Origin of the sequence: Streptomyces sp. NPDC001941 (genome assembly GCF_040296945.1) — a bacterium.
Lineage (GTDB): Bacteria > Actinomycetota > Actinomycetes > Streptomycetales > Streptomycetaceae > Streptomyces.
In genome coordinates this window covers 45,784-64,939 of the sequence record NZ_JBEOYE010000014.1, presented here as the reverse complement: position 1 = coordinate 64,939, position 19,156 = coordinate 45,784, and the positions used below count along the sequence as shown (strand labels likewise).

The window sequence follows — 19,156 nt, the reverse complement described above, 5'->3', positions numbered from 1 at the left end:
GGCAACCGATGTGAACCGACGTCACTACCGAGGGACGGGTGAGCACATGCAGCACGCACCACACCCCAGGCCACCGCACCACCGTCCGAGATCCCGGCGCGGGTTCGCCGCGGCCCTGGCCGTCGGGAGCCTGGCCGTGGCCGCGCTCGCCGGTACCGCACCGGCCAGCGCCAAGCCCGTCCCGGAACCGCCCCCGTCCGGTCAGACAACGTTGTCCGTGGCGTCCCCGCCGGGCGGCGCCAACGGGGTGGTGAACGTCCTCGTCTTCCACGCCTCGGCCACCGCCGAGTCGCCCACGGTGGACGCGGGCATCGCCGCGATCGAGAACATCGGGCAGACCGGGCCTGCCGCGGGCCGCTTCCGCACCAGCGCCACCGACGACGCCGCCGTCTTCACCGACGCCACCCGGCTGGGCCGCTACAACGCGGTCGTCTTCCTCACCGGCGGCGGCGACGTCCTCGACCCCGAGCAGGAGGCGGGCCTGGAGGCGTACATGGAGGCCGGCGGCGGGTTCCTCGGGGTGCGGGACGCGGCGCGCACGGAGCCGTACTCCGACTGGTTCACCGGCCTGGTGGGGGCGCGGCCCGCCGCGAACAGCCCGACGGCCGTGCAGCGCGCGGTCGTCGAGGTCGGCGACCGGGTGCACCCGGCGACCGCGGCGCTCCCCCTGAACTGGAAGCGGCCCGACAAGTGGTTCAACTGGCAGGTGAACCCGTCGGGTTCGGTGCACACCGTGGCCCGGGTCAAGGAGAGCTCGTACGCGCCGGGGGCGGGCGCCAACGGCTGGGACCACCCGGTCTCCTGGTGCCGCGACTACGACGGGGGCCGCTCCTTCTACACCGCGATGGGCGGTACGGTCGAGAGCTTCGCGGAGACCGACTTCCGCGACCACCTGCGCGGCGCCCTGCGGTGGACCACCCGCCTCTCGCAGGCGGACTGCAAGGCCACCATCGACGCCAACTACACGGCGCAGCGCGTCACCCAGCCGAACCAGCCGGGCCAGAACGACCAGATCGGCGAGCCGCACGGGATGGTGGTGGCGCCGGACGGGCGGGTGTTCTACATCGGCCGCGGCGGCGCCGACTCCTCCAAGCCGGTGGTGACCGACTGGAACGACCCGGACGTCGGCAAGGGGCAGGGCCAGGTCCACGTCTACGACCCGAGGACCGGCAAGGTCCAACTGGCGGGCTCGCTCACGGTGTTCGGCAACAAGGGCGGCGGCGACGAGCTGACCAAGGTGGAGGAGGGCCTGCTCGGCATCGAGCTGGACCCGGACTTCCTGAGCAACGGCTGGGTCTACCTGCACTACACCCCGCACTCCCGGATCAACCGGGACGCGCACACGGCCGAGCGGTACGTCTCGCGCTTCACCCTGGACCCGGCGACGAGCACGCTGGACCCGGCGAGCGAGAAGGTGCTGCTGAAGTGGCCGGTGCAGATCCACAGCTGCTGCCACGCGGGCGGCGGCCTGGCCTGGGACTCCAAGCGGAACCTGTACATCGCGACGGGTGACAACAACTCGTCCGGTTTCAGCGGGGGTTACTCGGGCAACAACCCGCAGCCGAACTTCAAGGGCGTCTCCTTCGCCGACGCGCGCCGCACGGCGGGCAACACCCACAACCTCAACGGGAAGATCCTGCGGATCCACCCCGAGGCCGACGGCACGTACACGCTGCCGGAGGGCAACCTCTTCACGGGCCGCGAGCCGGACGAGGGCGGCGGCAAGACGCGCGGCGAGATCTACGTGATGGGCGTGCGCAACCCGGCCCGGATCTTCGTCGACAAGAAGACGGACGTCCTGTACGCGGGCTGGGTCGGCCCGGACGCGGGCGCGCCGTCGACGACCTGGGGCCCGGCGAAGTACGACACCTTCTCGGCGATCACCAGGGCGGGCAACCACGGCTGGCCGTACTGCATGGGCAACAACCAGCCCTACCGGGACCGCAACCTGCCGGACCCCGAGCAGCCGCTGGGCTGGTACGACTGCGCGAAGCCGAAGAACGAGTCGCCGAACAACGACGGCCTGGTGAACCTGCCGCCCGTCACGCCGAACACGATCTGGTACTCGCCGCAGGGCGGCGGGGTGGACTACCCGCGCGACGCGAACGGCGTACCGAGCTACAAGCAGGAGGAGCAGAAGCTGCTGCTCCCGTGGCTCAAGGGCGGCGGCCAGGCGACCATGAACGGGCCGGTGTACCGCTTCGACGCCGGCAGCGCGAGCACGGTGAAGTGGCCGGCGTACTGGGACGGCAAGTGGTTCGTCGGCGACTTCTACGACGGCGACCAGCCCCGGCACGCGGTGCTGACCGACCCCAGGACGGTCGGCAAGGGCGGACTGCCCGTGCACGCCGAGTCGTTGAAGAAGATCATCCCGATCGGGAACGACGGCATCAAGAACCTGATGGACTGGAAGTTCGCCCCGGACGGGTCGCTGTACGTCCTGGACTACGGGCGCGGCTTCTTCACCTCCGACTCCAGGTCCGCGCTGTGGCGCGTGACGTACAAGGGCGGCGGGCCGACCCCGGCCGCCGGACAGCTCGCGAGGAAGGCGGCGCAGTGAGACAGGGACCCGTGCGTCTGTGGACGGCGCTCTGCGCGGCCGTCCTGATGCTCCTCGGCCTGACGTCGACGGCGGCGTCCGCCCGCCCCGACGGGCCCGGCACGGCCGCCGCCCAGGTGCTGACCTGGACGGCCGGCGACCCGATCGACCACTACCTGTCGTTCCCGACGACGGCGGTGGCCGGCGCCACGACGATCGTGTTCGAGAACAGCACGGCGACCGGCAACACCACGGGCATGCCGCACACGCTGACGTTCGACGTGTCGGACCCGGAGTACAACAACGACGTACCGCTGAACGTCCTGGCCAACCCCAACGACGACCAGGGCGGCAAGCACACCGCCGAGGTGACCCTGACCCCGGGCCGCTACCGCTTCCACTGCACGATCCCGGGCCACGGCCAGATGCAGGGGATCCTGACGGTGACCGAGCCGGGCGGCGGGGACGACACCACGGCGCCCGAGACGGCGGCGCAGGTCCAGGGCGACCGGAACGCGGACGGCGCGTACGTCGGCCACGCGACGGTCACGGTCAGCGCCACGGACACCGGATCGGGCGTCAACACCGTGGAGTACGCACTCGGTTCGGGCGCCTGGCAGCCCTACACCGCACCCGTGATGATCCACGAGGTCGGCAGCCACACGGTCCGCTACCGGGCCACCGACAAGGCGGGCAACGCCGCCGCGGAGAAGTCCGTGGACTTCCGGGTGGTGGCGCCGCCGACGGACGACACGACCGCGCCGGAGACCTCGGCGACGGTGAGCGGCGAGAAGAACGGGCAGGGCCAGTACCTGGGCATGGCGACGGTCACGGTGACCGCGTCCGACGCCGGTTCGGGCGTCAACACCATCGAGTACGCACTCGGTTCGGGCGCCTGGCAGCCCTACACCGCACCCGTGATGATCCACCAGGTCGGCAGCCACACGGTCCGCTACCGGGCCACCGACAAGGCGGGCAACGCCGCCGCCGAGAAGTCGGCGTCCTTCGAGGTCGTCGCCCCGCCCGCGCAGGACACCACCCCGCCGGTGACGGCGGCCGAGGTGAGCGGGACGAGGAACTCCGACGGCGCGTACGTGGGCAGCGCCCGGGTCGCGCTGTCGGCCGCCGACACCGAGTCCGGGGTGGAGAGGCTGGAGTACTCCCTGGACGGCGGCCCCTACCTGGTCTACTCGGCGCCCCTGGTGGTCGACCGGATCGGGTACCACACGGTCCTGCACCGGGCCACCGACAAGGCCGGGAACACCTCCGGGGCCGCGAAGTCCGTCTTCTCGGTCACCACGGGCGGCGGGGTCCCCGCGCCCGACTGCCCCGAGTTCGACGAGCGGTTGACGGTGATCGTGGGCACGGTCGACTCGGGTGTGCCGAACCGGATGACGCGCTCGCGCTGCACGGTCAACGAGCTGATCGAGGACGAGAAGGACTGGAGCTCGCACGCCCTGTTCCTCAAGCACGTGGACGGGGTGCTCGACCGGCTGCTCGCGGACAACGTGATCGACGCGCGCGAGCACCAGAAGATCTACGCGACGGCGAAGCGGTCCGGCATCGGCAAGCCGGGCCAGAACACCGGCTACCGGGACCTCTTCGACGGCACGGCGTCCTCGTTCGCCAAGTGGCAGCAGGTGGGCGGGGGCGCGTTCGGCCTGAACGCCGACGGGTCGATGACCTCCAGCACCATGGTGGCGGGCATGGGGATGCTCTGGTTCCCGCAGCGCGCCTTCGGCGACTTCTCGCTGAAGCTGCGCTGGCGCGACGACGCGCCGGGCACCGGCAACGCCAACGGCGGCGTGTTCGTCCGCTTCCCCGCCGTCCACGACCACCCGGAGGAGCCGCGCCCGGAGTGGGTCGCCATCAAGTACGGACATGAGATCCAGATCCTGGACCGCCCGGACGGCGACCTGTACAAGACGGGTTCGGTGTACGGCTTCGACCGGGTCGGCCTCGGCGGCGCGGGCGTCACGCCCAAGGGCACCTGGAACGACTACGAGATCCGGGTGGAGGGCCAGCACTACTCGGTCCTGCGCAACGGCGTGCTGGTGAACGAGTTCGACAACGCGGGCGGCCAGGACTTCTACCCGGCCCGCGCGGACGACCCGGGCACCGACGGCCGCCGGTACGCCTCGGGCTACATCGGCCTCCAGGTGCACGGGGTCACCGACGTGATCTCGTACCGGGACGTACGGATCAAGGAGCTGTAGGAGCCGTAGGAGCCGTAGGACCCGTCCAACGGCTCTACGGTCCGTCAGTCCCCGTGCTCGGGCGGGTGCTTGGCGGCGCGGCTCGGCTGGACCCGCTTGGGCTCCCCCGGCATCTTGGGGTAGTCCGGCGGGTACGGCAGGTCGCCCAGCCCGCGCTCCTTCTCGTCCCGGTCGGCGAGGTCCAGCAGGCCCTCGAGACCGAAGGCGTTCTCGTCCATGTCCGCGTGCACGTCGCCGAGTTCGGCGAAGCGCGCGGGCATGGTCACGATGTCGAAGTCGTGCGGATCGGCCGCGTCCAGCTCCTCCCAGCGCAGCGGCGCAGAGACGGGGGCGTGCCGGCGGGGGCGTACGGAGTAGGCGGAGGCGATCGTGCGGTCGCGGGCCGTCTGGTTGTAGTCCACGAAGATCCGCTCGCCGCGCTCCTCCTTCCACCAGGCGGTGGTGACCTCGCGCGGCATGCGGCGCTCCAGTTCGCGCCCCAGGGCGATGGCGGCCCTGCGCACGGCGGTGAAGTCCCAGCGCGGCTCGATGGGGACGAAGACGTGCAGTCCGCGCCCGCCGGAGGTCTTGGGCCAGCCGCGCAGCCCGTGCTCGTCGAGCAGGGCGCGCAGCTCGTGGGCGGCGCGCACGGCGTGGGAGAAGTCGGTGCCGGGCTGCGGGTCGAGGTCGACGCGCAGTTCGTCGGGGTGGTCGGGGCGGTCCGCGCGCACCGGCCAGGGGTGGAAGGTGAGCGTGCCGTACTGGGCGGCCCAGAGCACGGCGGCCGGTTCGGTGGGGCACACCTCGTCGGCGGTGCGCCCGCTGGGGAAGGAGATGCGGGCGGTGGGGATCCAGTCGGGCAGGTTCTTCGGGGCGCGCTTCTGGTAGAAGGACTCGCCCGCCACGCCGTCGGGGAACCGCTCCAGGGTGGTGGGGCGCGAGCGCAGGGCCCGGGTGATGCCGTCGCCGACGGCGAGGAAGTAGCGGGCGACGTCCAGCTTGGTGTAGCCGCGCTCGGGGAAGTACACCTTGTCCGGGCTGGACAGCCGCACGGTCCGGCCGCCCGCCTCCAGTTCCACCGCTGCTCCCATGGGGGCCACGGTAGGCCGGGCGTACCCGAGTCGCACATCGGGACGATCCGGCCCAGGATCGGATCATGGACCTGCCGGTGATGCCGCCCCTGAAGCCGATGCTCGCCAAGGCGGTGAAGAGGATCCCGCCGGGGATGCAGTACGAGGCCAAGTGGGACGGCTTCCGGGCGATCGTGTACCGCGACGGCGCCGAGGTCGTCGTCGGCAGCCGCACCGGCAAGGAGCTGACCAGGTACTTCCCCGAGCTGGTGGCGGCGCTCACGGAGCGGTTGCCGCGGCGCTGCGTGCTGGACGGGGAGATCGTGATCGTGCGCGAGGGGCGGCTGGACTTCGACCGGCTCACCGAGCGCATCCACCCGGCCGCCTCCCGGGTGGAGCTCCTCGCGGGGACGACCCCGGCGAGCTTCGTGGCCTTCGACGTGCTGGCGCTGGACGACCGGGCACTCCTGGACACGCCGCTGTCCGAGCGCCGCGCCCTCCTGGAGGAGGCGCTGCGGGGCGTGACGGCGCCGGTGCACCTGGCCCCGGCGACCACGGACCCGGAGCTCGCGGCGCGCTGGTTCGAGCAGTACGAGGGCGCGGGCCTGGACGGGGTGATCGCCAAGCCGCTGGACCTGCCGTACCGGCCCGACGCGCGGCTGATGTACAAGATCAAGCACGAGCGGACGGCGGACGTGGTGGTCGCGGGCTACCGGCTGCACAAGAGCGGCCCGGTCGTCGGCTCGCTGCTGCTCGGCCTGTACGACGACGCGGGCGTCCTGCAGCACGTCGGCGTGTGCGCGGCCTTCACCGCCGCGCGCCGCGCCGAGCTGGTAGAGGAGCTGGAGCCGCTGCGGACGGAGTCGGCCGAGGGCCATCCGTGGGCGGCCTGGGGCGACGCGTCCGCGCACGAGGGCGCCCGGCTGCCCGGGGCGCAGAGCCGCTGGTCCGGCGGGAAGGACCTGTCGTGGGTGCCGCTGCGCCCGGAGCGGGTGGCGGAGGTCGGCTACGACCACATGGAGGGCGACCGGTTCCGGCACACGGCCCAGTTCCGCCGCTGGCGCCCGGACCGCACCCCGTCCGGCTGCGGCTACGGGCAGCTGGAGGAGCCGGTGTCGTACGACCTGGCGCAGGTCCTCACCCCGGGGGACGGCGGCTGAGACCGCCCCCGGAGCGCGCCCCCGTCACCGGATGTGGTGCCCCGAGATCGCGCGGGCGATGACCAGGCGCTGGATCTCACTGGTCCCTTCGAAGATCGTGTAGATCTTGGAGTCGCGGAACATGCGCTCGACCGGGTGCTCCCGGCTGTAGCCCGCGCCGCCGAGCACCTGGATGGCCTTCTCCGTGGCGGCGACGGCCAGTTCGCCGGCGCGGAGCTTGGACATGGAGCCCTGGGCCGCGTCGAAGGACTTGCCGTTGCGGGCCATCCAGGAGGCCTGCCAGATCAGCAGCCGTACCGCCTCGATCTCGGTCCGCAGGTCGGCCAGCGCGAAGGCGATGGCCTGGTTCTCGATGATCGGCCGCCCGAACGCCTCGCGCTCGCGCGCGTAGTCCAGGGCGTACTCGTAGGCGGCGCGGGCGATGCCGAGGGCCTGGGCGCCGACCGTGGGGCGGCTGACCTCGAAGGTGGCCATCGCGGCCTGGCCCTTGGCGGTGGCACCCTCGCGGGCCCGGGCGAGGCGGGTGTCCAGCTTCTCCTTGCCGCCGAGCAGGCAGTGCCCGGGGACCCGTACGTCGTCGAGGAAGACGTCCGCGGTGTGCGAGGCCCGCAGCCCCAGCTTCTTGATCTTGCGGCCGCCCTCCAGGCCCCGGGTGCCGGGCGGCACGATGAACGCGGCCTGGCCGCGCGCGCCCAGCTCCGGCTCCACGGAGGCGACGACCACGTGGACCGCGGCGATGCCGCCGTTGGTGATCCAGGCCTTCTGGCCGCTGAGCACCCACTCGTCCTTCGCCTCGTCGTAGCGGGCGCGGGTGCGCATGCCGGAGACGTCGGAGCCGGCCTGCGGCTCGGAGACGCAGAACGCCGCCACCTTGGGGTCGTCCTCGTCGCCGAAGCACTGCGGCACCCACTCGGCGAGCTGGTCGGGGGTGCCCGCGGAGAAGATCCCGGCGACGGCGAGCGAGGTGCCGAACAGGGCCATGCCGATCCCGGCGTCGCCCCAGAACAGCTCCTCGTTGGCGATCTGCAGGCTGAGCCCGCTGGGGTCGCCGTACATCTCGGCCAGGGACTCGAAGCCGTACAGGCCGATCTTGGCGGCCTCCTGGATGACGGGCCAGGGGGTCTCCTCGCGCTCGTCCCACTCGGCGGCGGCGGGGCGCACCACTTCGGCGGCGAAGCCGTGCACCCACTCGCGCAGGTCCCGCTGCTCCTCGCCCAGTTCGAGGCTGAAGGCACTCATGGCGTCACGCCTTCGGTATGTCGAAGTAGCGGGTGAGGCCGGCGGCGAGGCCGACGTCCCCGGCGATCTTCAGCTTGCGCGTCATGAACATCGTGACGGGGTTGGCGTTGCCGGAGACCAGCTTGAGGAACTCGGGGTCGGCGAGGATCAGCGTGATCCGCGACTCGGCGTTCGAGCGGCCCTCGGAGACCGCGCAGGTGCCGTTCGCGATGTGGGTCTCGAAGACGGCGTCCTCGCTGGCGCCGGTGATCTTCCAGCGGATCAGCGCGTCCAGCGATCCGGCCACGTCGGGCTTGAACTGGCGCTCCATCCGGGCGAAGACCTCGCGCAGCACGCGCATCCGCAGCCCGGCGTCGGCCGCGAGCTGCTCGATCTCCCGCTTGCTCAGGCCCTTGACGATCCGGGCGAACTCCTCGGGCGAGACCTGGGAGAAGTCCAGGTCCGCGATCGAGCTGATGTTGTCTGCCACAGCGCTTCCTTACTCCGAAGTAAGCTTACTTCGGAGTAAGGCTAGGCACGCGGGCCCGGCCGGGCAACCCCCTCCCGGCGAGCGGGCGGAGCACGGCCGGCGGGTGCCCCGCGTACGGGACGTCAGCGCGGCAGCAGCACCAGCCGCGGGTTGTAGGCCGCGAGGACCTTGTTCGACCTGGCCAGCACGGCCAGCGCCCGCTCGCGGTCGGCCCGGTCCTCGTCGCACAGCGGGGTGCGGAAGCGGCGCGCCTCGCGTGCGGCGCACTCGGCGTCGATCTCCGCCTGCAGGACGCCGATCGGCATGCAGCCGCCGATCAGGGCCGCGACGCGGTCGGGGATCGGGACGGGGACGAGGGGCGAGGCGAACACGTGGCATTCCTTAGGTCGTCGCTGCTCGTGGCAGCCCTGGGGCGAGGCGGATGCCTCCATGGGACCGGACGCGCTTCCTGGTTTCGCGCCGACTGTGTCTCTGTGCGGCAACCATTTGCGGCGGCGCCGTTGATTTCTGGTTACGCGGGAGTAAGTTGACTCCCCAGTAAGTCTGAGGTCCCCGGAATCTCCCCGCCCCGCGAACGCGAACAGGAGCCGAACCATGGGCGTACGCAAGGACTTGAAGAGGGCCCGGCAGCGGAGCGACCTCGCGCGGCGCGTCCGGATCGACGTCATCCGGGACGACACGGACCCGGGCATCGTACGCGAAGTGCGCGCACACGCCCTCGCCGGGGCGGACGTACCGGTCTCGCTGGCCGAGATCCCGTTCGCCAACGCCGCGGCCGCACCCGGGGAATCGCTGCTCAAGCGCAAGGAGGACGGCGTCTGGCGGCCCGTCACCTCGGCGGCCTTCGCCGCCGAAGTCGCCTCCGTCGCCAAGGGGTTGATCGCCGCCGGACTCGAACCCGGCGGCCGGGTCGCCCTGATGTCGCGCACCCGTTACGAGTGGGCCGTGATCGACTTCGCGGTGTGGGCCGCGGGCGGCCGGTCCGTCCCCGTGTACGCGACCTCCTCCGCCGAGCAGGTCGCCTGGATCCTGGCCGACTCGGGCGCGCGGCTCGCCGTGACCGAGACCGCGGAGCACGCCGCCACGCTGGAGACGGCCGCCGCCGGGCTGGACGCGCCGGTACGGAGCTGGGGCGTCGAGGACGGCGCGCTCGCCCAGCTCACCGCCCTCGGCAAGGACGTCGGCGACGAGGAACTGACCAAGCGGCGCGCGGAGTTGACGCACGATACGGTCGCCACCATCTGCTACACCTCCGGCACCACCGGAAACCCCAAGGGCTGCGTGCTGACCCACGGCAACCTGCTCGCCGAGGCCGCCAACACCGTGGAGCTGCTGCACCCCGTGTTCAAGGCGGTCACCGGGCAGACCGCCTCCACCCTGCTGTTCCTGCCGCTCGCCCACGTCCTGGGCCGCACCATCCAGATCGCCTGCCTGCTCGCCCGGATCGAGATCGGCCACTGCCCCAGCATCAAGCCCGACGAGCTGCGGCCCGAACTGCGGGCGTTCAGGCCGACGTTCGTCGTCGGCGTGCCCTACCTCTTCGAGAAGATCCACGACACCGGGCGGGCCACGGCCGAACGCATGGGCCGGGGCGCCTCCTTCGAGCGAGCCGACCGGATCGGCGTGCGCTTCGGCGAGGCCACCCTGCGGCGCTACCTGGGCGCGGGCAAGGGGCCGGGCCCCGGCCTGAGCGCCGCCTGGGCGCTGTACGACCTGCTGGTGTACCGCCGGGTCCGCAAGGAGGTCGGCGGCAGGCTGCGGTACGCGATCAGCGGCGGGTCCCCGCTGGACCGCCGGCTCAACCTGTTCTTCTACGCCGCCGGGATCGTGATCTACGAGGGGTACGGCCTGACCGAGACCTCCGCCGCCGCCACCGTCACCCCGCCGCTCTCCCCGCGCCCGGGCACGGTCGGCCAGCCGGTGCCGGGCACCTCGGTGCGCATCGCCGACGACGGCGAGGTGCTGATCAAGGGCGGGATCGTCTTCACCCGCTACTGGAACAACCCGACGGCCAGTCAGGAGGCACTGAAGGACGGCTGGTTCGCCACCGGTGACCTCGGATCCCTGGACGACGACGGCTACTTGACGATCACCGGCCGCAAGAAGGACATCATCGTCACCTCCGGCGGCAAGAACGTCTCGCCCGCCGTCCTGGAGGACCGGCTGCGCAGCCGCCCGCCGGTCGGCCAGTGCGTGGCCGTCGGCGACAACCGCAGCTACGTCGGCGCGCTGGTCACCCTGGACCCGGAGGCCGTCGCGCACTGGCTCGCGGTCCGCAAGCGCCCCGCGGACACGCCCCTCACCGCGCTGTCCGAGGACCCGGAGATGATCGCCGACGTGCAGAAGGCCGTCGACTACGCCAACGAGGCCGTCTCGCGCGCCGAGTCGATCCGCAGGTTCCGCATCGTGCCGGGCGAGTTCACCGAGGACAACGGGCTGCTCACCCCCTCGCTCAAGGTCAAGCGGCACGCGGTGGCGCTGGCGTACGCGGCCGACATCGAGGCCCTGTATGGCTGAGGGGCGGGCCCGGAGACCGACCGAGGGCGGGGACGAGGGCTCGTACGACGGACCGGCCGGGGACGCGTACGACTACGACGTCATCGTCGTCGGCTCCGGCTTCGGCGGGTCCGTGGCCGCCCTGCGCCTCACCGAGAAGGGCTACTCCGTCGGCGTCCTGGAGGCCGGCCGGCGCTGGACGCCCGCGACGCTGCCGCGCTCCTCCCTGGACCTGCGCCGCTACCTGTGGGCGCCCCGGCTCGGCCTGTACGGGATCCAGCGCGTCCACCTGCTGCGCAACGTGATGGTCCTGGCGGGCGCGGGGGTCGGCGGCGGCTCGCTGAACTACGCCAACACCCTCTACGTACCGCCCGAGCCGTACTTCCGCGACCCGCAGTGGGGCCACATCACGGACTGGCGGCGGGAGTTGGCCCCGTACTACGACCAGGCGCGCCGGATGCTCGGAGTGCGGACCAACCCGACCGTGACCGAGGCGGACGAGTACCTGAGGGACGTGGCGGCGGAGCTGGGCGTGCCGGAGACGTTCCGGCTCGCCCCGGTCGGGGTGTTCTTCGGCGACGGCCGGGACGCGGACGGGCGGACGAGGGCCGCGCCGGGGCAGGAGGTGCCCGACCCGTACTTCGGCGGGGCGGGCCCGGCCCGGCGGGCGTGCGTGGAGTGCGGCGAGTGCATGACGGGCTGCCGCCGGGGCGCCAAGAACACGCTCCTGGAGAACTACCTGTACCTCGCCGAGCGCGCGGGCGCCCGGATCCACCCGCTGACCACGGCGACGGCGGTACGGGAGGACGGGCGCGGCGGCTACGAGGTGACGGCCGCGCCCACCCGGGGCCGGGGCCGCCCGGAGGTGCTGCGCTGCCGCCGCGTGGTGCTCGCGGCCGGGACGTACGGCACCCAGACGCTGCTGCACCGGATGAAGGCGACCGGCGCGCTGCCGGGGCTCTCGGACCGGCTCGGGGTGCTCACCCGCACCAACTCCGAGGCCCTGGTCGGCGCGCTGACCTTCCCGCGCCGCTACCGGCGCCGCACCGGCCGGCGGACCCTGGACTTCACCCGGGGCGTGGCGATCACCTCGTCCATCCACCCGGACCCGAGCACCCACGTCGAGAACGTCCGGTACGGCAAGGGCTCCAACCTGATGGCGCTGATCTGCGTCCCGCAGTACCGCACGGACCGGCCCAAGGCGCTCGCCGCCACGGCCGCGTTCCTGCGCCACCCGCTCCTGGTGGCCCGCACCGCGCTGACGTACCGCTGGTCGGAGCGGACGATCATCGGGCTCGTCATGCAGACCCGCGACAACTCGCTCACCACCCGGCTGACCCGGCGCGGACTGACCGCCGAGCAGGGGCACGGCGCGCCGAACCCGGTGCACATCCCGCAGGGCTGGCGGGCGGCCGAGCTGCTGGCCCGGCGGATCGACGGCTTCGCGGGCACCAATCTGGGCGAGCTGACGAACCGGCCGCTGACCGCGCACTTCCTGGGCGGCTGCCCGATCGGCGACGGCCCGGAGAGCGGGGTCGTGGACCCGTACCACCGGCTGTACGGGCATCCGGGCGTCTCGGTGGTGGACGGCTCGGCGGTCTCGGCGAACCTGGGGGTGAACCCGTCCCTGACGATCACCGCGCAGGCGGAGCGGGCGATGGCGCTCTGGCCGAACAAGGGCGATCCGGACCCGCGCCCGGCGCAGGGTGAGGCGTACACGGTGACATGTGCCGTGGCACCGCGCTCCCCCGCCGTGCCGGAGCACGCCTTCGCCCGGCTGGTGCTCCCCGTGCCCCGGGTGCCGCCGAAGGAGTGAGCGCCCCGGGGCCGCGCGGGCGCCCGGGGCGCGGGGCGCGGTCACCGGTTGGGACCCTTCCCGCATGCGGGGCGCCGGGCGGGGTGCGAGGGTGCCAGGGTGACCACCACCAGCGAGAACGCGCCCGCACCGGCGGCCCCGGCGCCGCCCGTGCTCGACATCCGGCAGCGCAACATCGTCTTCGGGACGATCATGCTCGGCATGCTGCTGGCCGCCCTGGACCAGACGATCGTGGGCACCGCGCTGCCGACGATCGTCTCGGACCTGGGCGGGGCCGCCCACATGTCGTGGGTGGTGACGTCGTACCTGCTCGCCGAGACCGTGGCGACGGCCCTGGTCGGCAAGTTCGGCGACCTGTTCGGGCGCAAGCTGGTCTTCCAGGTCTCGGCGGTCATCTTCATCACCGGCTCGTTCCTGTGCGGCCTGGCCACCAACATGACGCTGCTGATCGCCTGGCGCGGCATGCAGGGCATCGGCGCGGGCGGCCTGATGGTCACCGCGATGGCGCTGATCGCCGACGTCATCCCGCTGCGCGAGCGCGGCAAGTACCAGGGCGCCATCGGCGCGGTGTTCGGCGTCTCCACGGTCATCGGCCCGCTGCTCGGCGGCCTGTTCACCGACCACCTCAGCTGGCGCTGGGCGTTCTACGTGAACGTGCCGATCGCGATCCTGGTGGTCATCGCGGCCGCCCGCACGATCCCCTCGGTGCGCTCGGTGGCCCGGCCGGTCATCGACTACCTGGGCATCGCGCTGGTCGCGGTCGGCTCCAGCGCCCTGATCCTGGCGACCAGTTGGGGCGGCAACGAGTACGCCTGGGGCTCGCCGGTGATCATCGGCCTGTTCGCGGGCGGCCTGCTGGCGCTGGCGCTGTTCTGCTGGGCGGAGACCCGCGCGGCCGAACCGATGCTGCCCATGCGGCTGTTCTCCAACCCGGTCTTCACGGTCTGCTCGGTCCTCAGCTTCGTCGTCGGCTTCGCGATGCTCGGCGCGATGACCTTCCTGCCGACGTACCTGCAGTACGTCGACGGGGACTCGGCGACCATCTCGGGCGTGCGCACCCTGCCGATGGTCATCGGCCTGCTGATCGCCTCGATCTTCAGCGGCAACGTGGTCAGCAAGACCGGCAGGTACCGGGTCTTCCCGATCGCGGGATCGCTGGTGATGGGCTTCGGCCTGTTCCTGCTGTCGCTGATGGGCACCCAGTCCAACGCGTGGCTGGAGTCCCTGTACATGTTCGTGCTCGGCATCGGCATCGGCCTGTCCATGCAGGTCCTCACGATCGCCGTGCAGAACACGGTGGACTACGCCGACCTGGGCACCGCCACGTCCGGCGTGACGTTCTTCCGTACGCTGGGCAGCGCCTTCGGCACCGCCGTGTTCGGCACGATCTACGCCAACTCCCTGAAGCCCAACCTGGAGTCCGGGGTCGCCGAGGCGGCGCGGATCGCCGGGACGGCGGACCCCTCGGGGCTCGTCAGAGCGGCGCAGAGCCCCGAGGGCCTGCACTCGCTGCCGTCCGACCAGGCCGCGCCGATCGTCCAGGCGTACGCGGACACCCTGCACACCGTGTTCCTGTGGACCGTGCCGGTGGCCGTGGTCGGCTTCGTCGTGGCGCTCTTCCTCAAGCAGGTGAAGCTGCGCGACACGGTCCGCACCGCCGCCTCGGACATGGGCGAGGGCTTCGCCCAGCCGTCGACGGGTGACTCGCGGAAGCTGCTGGAGGCGGCGGTGGGCCGGATCATGGTCGACGCGGACCTGGACACGGCCCGCCGGATCGTGGCCGACTCCGACACCCGTCTCGACCCGGCCGGCGCCTGGGCGGTGATGCAGGTGGAGATGTTCACGCGGCTGGTCGGGTACGCCAGCATCGGCCTGGTCGCCCAGCGCCGGCACATGCCGCCCGAGGTGCTGGTCCCGGTCTTCGAGCGGATGGTGGACGAGGGGTACCTGACCCGCGAGGGCGGCTACCTGTCGCACACCGCCGCCGGGGAGCGGGAGGCCGGCGTGATCACCCGGGCGTGGTCGGACTGGCTGGGCGCGCGCGTGGAGGAGGAGCGGGGCCGCGCCAGCGAGCCCGAGCTGCGCGCGGCGGTCGACGCGATCGCCAAGCGGCTGATGGCGGAGGACCTGGCGCACGGGCTTCCGCCGACCCCGGCGCGCACCTGAGCCGGGGGCGGCCTGCGGGTAGCCGGGTACGTCCGGGGCGGACAGCCGCTCGGAGGGTGCGTTCCGGGGCGCCCGGGCCCCTCCCCCGTACCCCTGTCCCGTGCCGTCCCTCACCGGCCCCCACCCCCGCCCCGCGCGGGCCGTGTGACATTGCACGGCACAATGTCACCCATGGCACGTCGTACGTCACGCCCCCGGCGCACCCCCGCCGCCCCGCGCGCACCCCGCGTCACCGCGCAGAGCCCCTGTCCCTGCGGCCTGCCCGCCGCCTACGGGGAGTGCTGCGGGCGCTTCCACGCGGGGACGGCCGCCGCGCCGACCGCCGAGCTCCTGATGCGCTCGCGCTACAGCGCCTTCGTGGTGCTCGACACCGCCTACCTGCTGCGCACCTGGGCACCCGCGACCCGCCCCGACCCGCTGGAGCTGGATCCGGCGATGCGCTGGACCGGCCTGGAGATCGAGGGCGCCACGGACGGCACGGCCTTCCACAGCACGGGGACCGTCACCTTCACCGCCCGGTACGCGCACGGCTCCGACGAGGGCGCCCTGCGCGAGCGGAGCACCTTCGAGCGGCTGGACGGCGCCTGGGTCTACCGGGACGGCACGTTCCTCGACTGAGCCTCCCGGGCCGCAGCCCCCTGCGGTCGCCCCCGGTCGGCGCCTTCGCGCCATTGTCGGACGCGGCCGGTGCACCACTTCCCGCTCCCGCGCCCCCTCCGTATGCTCCCGCACCGGACATGACACGTTACCGGCGGTAAAGGGGTGGGGCATGCACGGTACGGGAACCACGCGGCGCTCGTTCGTGGCGGGCGCGGCGGCCGTCACCGCCGGGGCGGCCTCGGCAGCCGTCGCCGCCACCGCCCCCGCGTCCGCCGCGACGCCCGCCGCCACCCCGGCGGCCGGCACCGACGTCGCCGTGTTCGGCGGCGGCGTCGCGGGCCTGACCGCCGCCCACGAGCTGGCCGAGCGCGGCTTCCGGGTCACCGTGTACGAACGCCGCGCGCTCGGCGGCAAGGCCCGCAGCATGGACGTCCCCGACAGCGCGCGCGGCGGGCGCCGCCCGCTCCCGGCCGAGCACGGCTTCCGCTTCATCCCGGGGATCTACCACAACCTCCCCGACACGATGCGCCGCATCCCCTTCCCCGGCAACGCGCAGGGAGTCTGGGACAACCTCGTCGCACCCGCCGAGATGTCCTTCGCCCGCACCGGCCGCGAGGACCTGCGCATCCCGCTGCCCTGGCCCGGCCACCGCCCCGCGCAGCTCACCTTCGACGAACTGCGGCGCGCGCTCGAAGCGTTCGTGGACACCGCCCGGGGCATCCCGCTGGCCGAGGCCGCGTACTTCGTGAACCGCATGCTCGTCTTCATGACGAGCTGTCAGCAGCGGCGCGACGAGACCTGGGAGCGCACGCCCTGGTGGACCTACCTGCGCGCCGAGCGGATGTCGTACGACTACCAGCGCGTCCTCGCCGTCGGACTGACCCGCAACATCGTGGCCACCAAGGCCGAGGAGGCCAGCACCCGCACGGTCGCGACCCTCCTGGAGGCGTTCCTCTTCAACGCGCTCGGGCGCGGCGCGGACGGGCCGCTGGACCGGATACTCAACGCCCCGACCAACGAGGCCTGGATCGACCCGTGGGTCGCCCATCTGCGGTCCCTGGGCGTGGAGTTCAGGATCGGCTGGACGCTGCGGGACCTGCCGTTCACCGACGGCCGGGTGTCCGGGGCGGTCCTGGAGGACCCCTCGGGCGCGCGGGTCACGGTGTCCGCCGACCACTACGTGTCCGCGGTGCCGGTCGAGCACGCCCGGCCGACCTGGGGCCCCGCGCTGCGCGCCGCCGACCCGCAGCTCGGGCGGTGCGACGCGCTGGAGACGGACTGGATGACGGGCATCCAGTTCTATCTGACGCGCAAGGCTCCGCTGCTGCACGGCCACCTCAACCTGATCGACTCCCCTTGGTCCCTGACGGCCATTCAGCAGGCCGAGCACTGGCCGCACCGCGACTTCCCCCGGGACTACGGGGACGGCGCGGCGGTCGACTGCGTCTCCGTGGACGTCTCCGAGTGGGACCGGCCCGGCATCCTGTACGGCAGGACCGCCAAGGAGTGCACCCGCGAGCAGGTGGCCCGCGAGGTGTGGGCGCAGCTGAAGGCCGCGCTCAACGACACCGGCCGCACCGTCCTCAGCGACGGCGACCTGCACTCCTGGTTCCTGGATCCCGGCGTGGACGGCCTGGGCACCCCCCACCCCACCAACGAGGACCAGTTGCTGGTCCACCCGGTGGGCACCTTCCACAACCGCCCCTCGGCCGGCACCCGGATCCCCAACCTCTACCTCGCCGGGGACTACGTCGCCGTGGACATCGACCTGGCGACCATGGAGGGCGCCAACGCCTCGGCCCGCCAGGCCGTCAACGCCCTGCTCGACCGCACGGGCTCGGCCGCGCCCCGGTGCACCGTCCGGAAGCTGTTCGAGGCGCCGGAGCTGGCGTCCCTGCGCCGCACCGACCTGTTCCGCCACCGCCTGGGCCTGCGCAACGCGCTCGACCTGGGGTGACGTACGCGGCCCCGGCCCGGCGCCGAATAGCGTGCGGTGCATGAAGCTGACGATTCTGGGCGGCGGCGGGTTCCGCGTGCCGCTGGTGTACGGGGCGCTGCTCAACGACCGCGCGGAGGGCCGGGTCACCGAGGTGGCCCTGTACGACCTGGACGCGGACCGGCTCGGCGCGATCGCCAAGGTGCTCGCCGAGCAGGCCGCGGGCGTGCCGGACGCGCCCGCGGTGACCGCGACCACCGATCTGGACGAGGCCCTGCGCGGCGCGGACTTCGTGTTCTCGGCGATCCGGGTCGGCGGCCTGGAGGGCCGGGCGGCCGACGAGCGGGTGGCCCTGGCGGAGGGGGTGCTCGGCCAGGAGACGGTGGGCGCGGGCGGCATCGCGTACGGGCTGCGCACCGTGCCGGTGGCCACCGCCCTGGCCCACCGGATCGCCCGGCAGGCGCCGGACGCCTGGGTCATCAACTTCACCAACCCGGCCGGACTGGTCACCGAGGCCATGTCACGCGTCATCGGTGACCGGGTCATCGGCATCTGCGACTCCCCGGTGGGCCTGGGCCGCCGGGTGGCCCGGGTCCTCGGGGCGGACCCGGACCGGGCGTGGATCGACTACGTGGGCCTGAACCACCTGGGCTGGCTGCGCGGGCTGCGGGTCGACGGGCGCGACCGGCTGCCGGAGCTGCTCGGGGACCCGGCGGCGCTGGGCTCGTTCGAGGAGGGCAAGCTGTTCGGCGCCGAGTGGCTGCGGGAGCTGGGCGCGATCCCCAACGAGTACCTGCACTACTACTACTTCAACCGCGAGGCCGTCCGCGCCTACCAGGGAGCCGAGCGCACCCGGGGCGCCTACCTGCGCGACCAGCAGGCCGGCTTCTACGCGCGCATGGGCGAGCCGGACGCGCCGCCGCTGGAGACCTGGCACCGCACCCTGGCCGACCGCGAGGCCACCTACATGGCCGCCAACCGCGAGGCGGCCGGGGTCGGCGAGCGGGACGAGGAGGACCTGGAGTCGGGCGGGTACGAGAAGGTGGCGCTGGCCCTGATGCGGGCCGTCGCGCGCGACGAGCGGGCCACCCTGATCCTCAACGTCCGCAACCGCGGCACGCTTTCGGTGCTGGACGCGGACGCGGTGATCGAGGTGCCCTGCCTGGTCGACGCGAACGGCGCCCACCCGGTGTCCGTGGACCCGCTCCCGTACCACGCGGTCGGCCTGGTCACGTCGGTGAAGGCGGTGGAGCGCGAGGTGATGGCGGCGGCGGAGTCGGGGGCGCGGTCCACGGCGGTGAAGGCGTTCGCGCTGCACCCGCTGGTGGACTCGGTGGCGGTCGCGCGCCGCCTGCTCGACGGCTACACCGCCGCGCACCCGGGCCTGGCCTACCTGCACGGCCAGTAGGGCGGGGGCCGGGGCGTGGCCAACTCGGCTGTCTTTACGCCGCATTGGGCGCCCCGTACGCT

General features: G+C 72.9%; 13 protein-coding genes. 9 read left to right on the top strand and 4 right to left on the bottom strand.

What is annotated here, in order from left to right:
• Nucleotides 1-46: 46 nt before the first annotated feature.
• Both ABT160_RS13215 and ABT160_RS13210 read left to right on the top strand, forming a co-directional pair.
• Entirely contained in the window at nucleotides 47-2,560 is a 2,514-nt protein-coding gene (locus ABT160_RS13215) for a ThuA domain-containing protein (RefSeq protein ID WP_502984218.1), read from the top strand.
• A 47-nt stretch (nucleotides 2,561-2,607) separates the two neighbouring features.
• On the top strand, nucleotides 2,608-4,755 hold the full coding sequence (locus ABT160_RS13210; protein WP_351647050.1) for an OmpL47-type beta-barrel domain-containing protein: 2,148 nt from the start codon (nucleotides 2,608-2,610) through the stop codon (nucleotides 4,753-4,755).
• A 44-nt stretch (nucleotides 4,756-4,799) separates the two neighbouring features.
• Here ABT160_RS13210 and ligD read toward each other — a convergent pair whose 3' ends face one another.
• Nucleotides 4,800-5,825: a non-homologous end-joining DNA ligase gene (ligD, locus tag ABT160_RS13205; protein WP_351646964.1), complete on the bottom strand. Its 1,026-nt coding sequence runs from the start codon at nucleotides 5,823-5,825 to the stop codon at nucleotides 4,800-4,802.
• A gap of 65 nt (nucleotides 5,826-5,890) precedes the next feature.
• Between ligD and ABT160_RS13200 the strand changes: the two genes are divergently transcribed.
• On the top strand, nucleotides 5,891-6,964 hold the full coding sequence (locus ABT160_RS13200) for an ATP-dependent DNA ligase (RefSeq protein ID WP_351646963.1): 1,074 nt from the start codon (nucleotides 5,891-5,893) through the stop codon (nucleotides 6,962-6,964).
• A gap of 24 nt (nucleotides 6,965-6,988) precedes the next feature.
• Here ABT160_RS13200 and ABT160_RS13195 read toward each other — a convergent pair whose 3' ends face one another.
• The 3 genes from ABT160_RS13195 to ABT160_RS13185 form a co-directional block, all read right to left on the bottom strand.
• Nucleotides 6,989-8,203 carry an acyl-CoA dehydrogenase family protein gene (locus ABT160_RS13195; protein WP_351646962.1) on the bottom strand — a complete coding sequence of 405 codons (1,215 nt, stop codon included), beginning with the start codon at nucleotides 8,201-8,203 and terminating at the stop codon, nucleotides 6,989-6,991.
• Nucleotides 8,204-8,207: 4 nt separating this feature from the next.
• A complete protein-coding gene (locus tag ABT160_RS13190; protein ID WP_351646960.1) occupies nucleotides 8,208-8,672 on the bottom strand; it encodes an SCP2 sterol-binding domain-containing protein in 465 nt (154 codons plus the stop codon).
• Nucleotides 8,673-8,794: 122 nt separating this feature from the next.
• The gene (locus ABT160_RS13185) at nucleotides 8,795-9,043 is read right to left on the bottom strand and encodes a hypothetical protein (RefSeq protein ID WP_351646959.1); all 249 of its coding nucleotides are present in this window, start codon (nucleotides 9,041-9,043) and stop codon (nucleotides 8,795-8,797) included.
• A 223-nt stretch (nucleotides 9,044-9,266) separates the two neighbouring features.
• On the opposite strand from ABT160_RS13185, the gene ABT160_RS13180 reads away from it, so the two are divergent.
• From ABT160_RS13180 to ABT160_RS13155, 6 genes are all read left to right on the top strand, one after another.
• Nucleotides 9,267-11,189: an AMP-dependent synthetase/ligase gene (locus ABT160_RS13180; protein WP_351646958.1), complete on the top strand. Its 1,923-nt coding sequence runs from the start codon at nucleotides 9,267-9,269 to the stop codon at nucleotides 11,187-11,189.
• On the top strand, nucleotides 11,182-12,984 hold the full coding sequence (locus ABT160_RS13175; protein ID WP_351646956.1) for a GMC oxidoreductase: 1,803 nt from the start codon (nucleotides 11,182-11,184) through the stop codon (nucleotides 12,982-12,984). The genes ABT160_RS13180 and ABT160_RS13175 overlap by 8 nt, the downstream gene beginning before the upstream one ends.
• 99 nt (nucleotides 12,985-13,083) lie before the next feature.
• Entirely contained in the window at nucleotides 13,084-15,150 is a 2,067-nt protein-coding gene (locus ABT160_RS13170) for an MDR family MFS transporter (protein WP_351646955.1), read from the top strand.
• Between the two features lie 171 nt (nucleotides 15,151-15,321).
• A complete protein-coding gene (locus ABT160_RS13165; protein ID WP_351646953.1) occupies nucleotides 15,322-15,768 on the top strand; it encodes a YchJ family protein in 447 nt (148 codons plus the stop codon).
• A gap of 151 nt (nucleotides 15,769-15,919) precedes the next feature.
• Nucleotides 15,920-17,707, top strand: a complete 1,788-nt coding sequence (locus tag ABT160_RS13160) for a hydroxysqualene dehydroxylase (protein WP_351646952.1) — start codon at nucleotides 15,920-15,922, stop codon at nucleotides 17,705-17,707.
• A 40-nt stretch (nucleotides 17,708-17,747) separates the two neighbouring features.
• The gene (locus ABT160_RS13155) at nucleotides 17,748-19,094 is read left to right on the top strand and encodes a 6-phospho-beta-glucosidase (protein ID WP_351646951.1); all 1,347 of its coding nucleotides are present in this window, start codon (nucleotides 17,748-17,750) and stop codon (nucleotides 19,092-19,094) included.
• The last annotated feature ends 62 nt before the right edge of the window (nucleotides 19,095-19,156 follow it).

Bases quoted from the DNA above. Each gene is read 5' to 3' on its own strand.
- ABT160_RS13200 (WP_351646963.1), top strand. From the start codon at position 5,891: ATGGACCTGCCGGTGATGCCGCCCCTGAAGCCGATGCTCGCCAAGGCG.
- ABT160_RS13160 (WP_351646952.1), top strand. From the start codon at position 15,920: ATGCACGGTACGGGAACCACGCGGCGCTCGTTCGTGGCGGGCGCGGCG.
- ABT160_RS13175 (WP_351646956.1), top strand. From the start codon at position 11,182: ATGGCTGAGGGGCGGGCCCGGAGACCGACCGAGGGCGGGGACGAGGGC.
- ABT160_RS13195 (WP_351646962.1), bottom strand. From the start codon at position 8,203: ATGAGTGCCTTCAGCCTCGAACTGGGCGAGGAGCAGCGGGACCTGCGC.
- ABT160_RS13210 (WP_351647050.1), top strand. From the start codon at position 2,608: ATGCTCCTCGGCCTGACGTCGACGGCGGCGTCCGCCCGCCCCGACGGG.
- ligD (WP_351646964.1), bottom strand. From the start codon at position 5,825: ATGGGAGCAGCGGTGGAACTGGAGGCGGGCGGCCGGACCGTGCGGCTG.
- ABT160_RS13215 (WP_502984218.1), top strand. From the start codon at position 47: ATGCAGCACGCACCACACCCCAGGCCACCGCACCACCGTCCGAGATCC.
- ABT160_RS13180 (WP_351646958.1), top strand. From the start codon at position 9,267: ATGGGCGTACGCAAGGACTTGAAGAGGGCCCGGCAGCGGAGCGACCTC.
- ABT160_RS13155 (WP_351646951.1), top strand. From the start codon at position 17,748: ATGAAGCTGACGATTCTGGGCGGCGGCGGGTTCCGCGTGCCGCTGGTG.
- ABT160_RS13165 (WP_351646953.1), top strand. From the start codon at position 15,322: ATGGCACGTCGTACGTCACGCCCCCGGCGCACCCCCGCCGCCCCGCGC.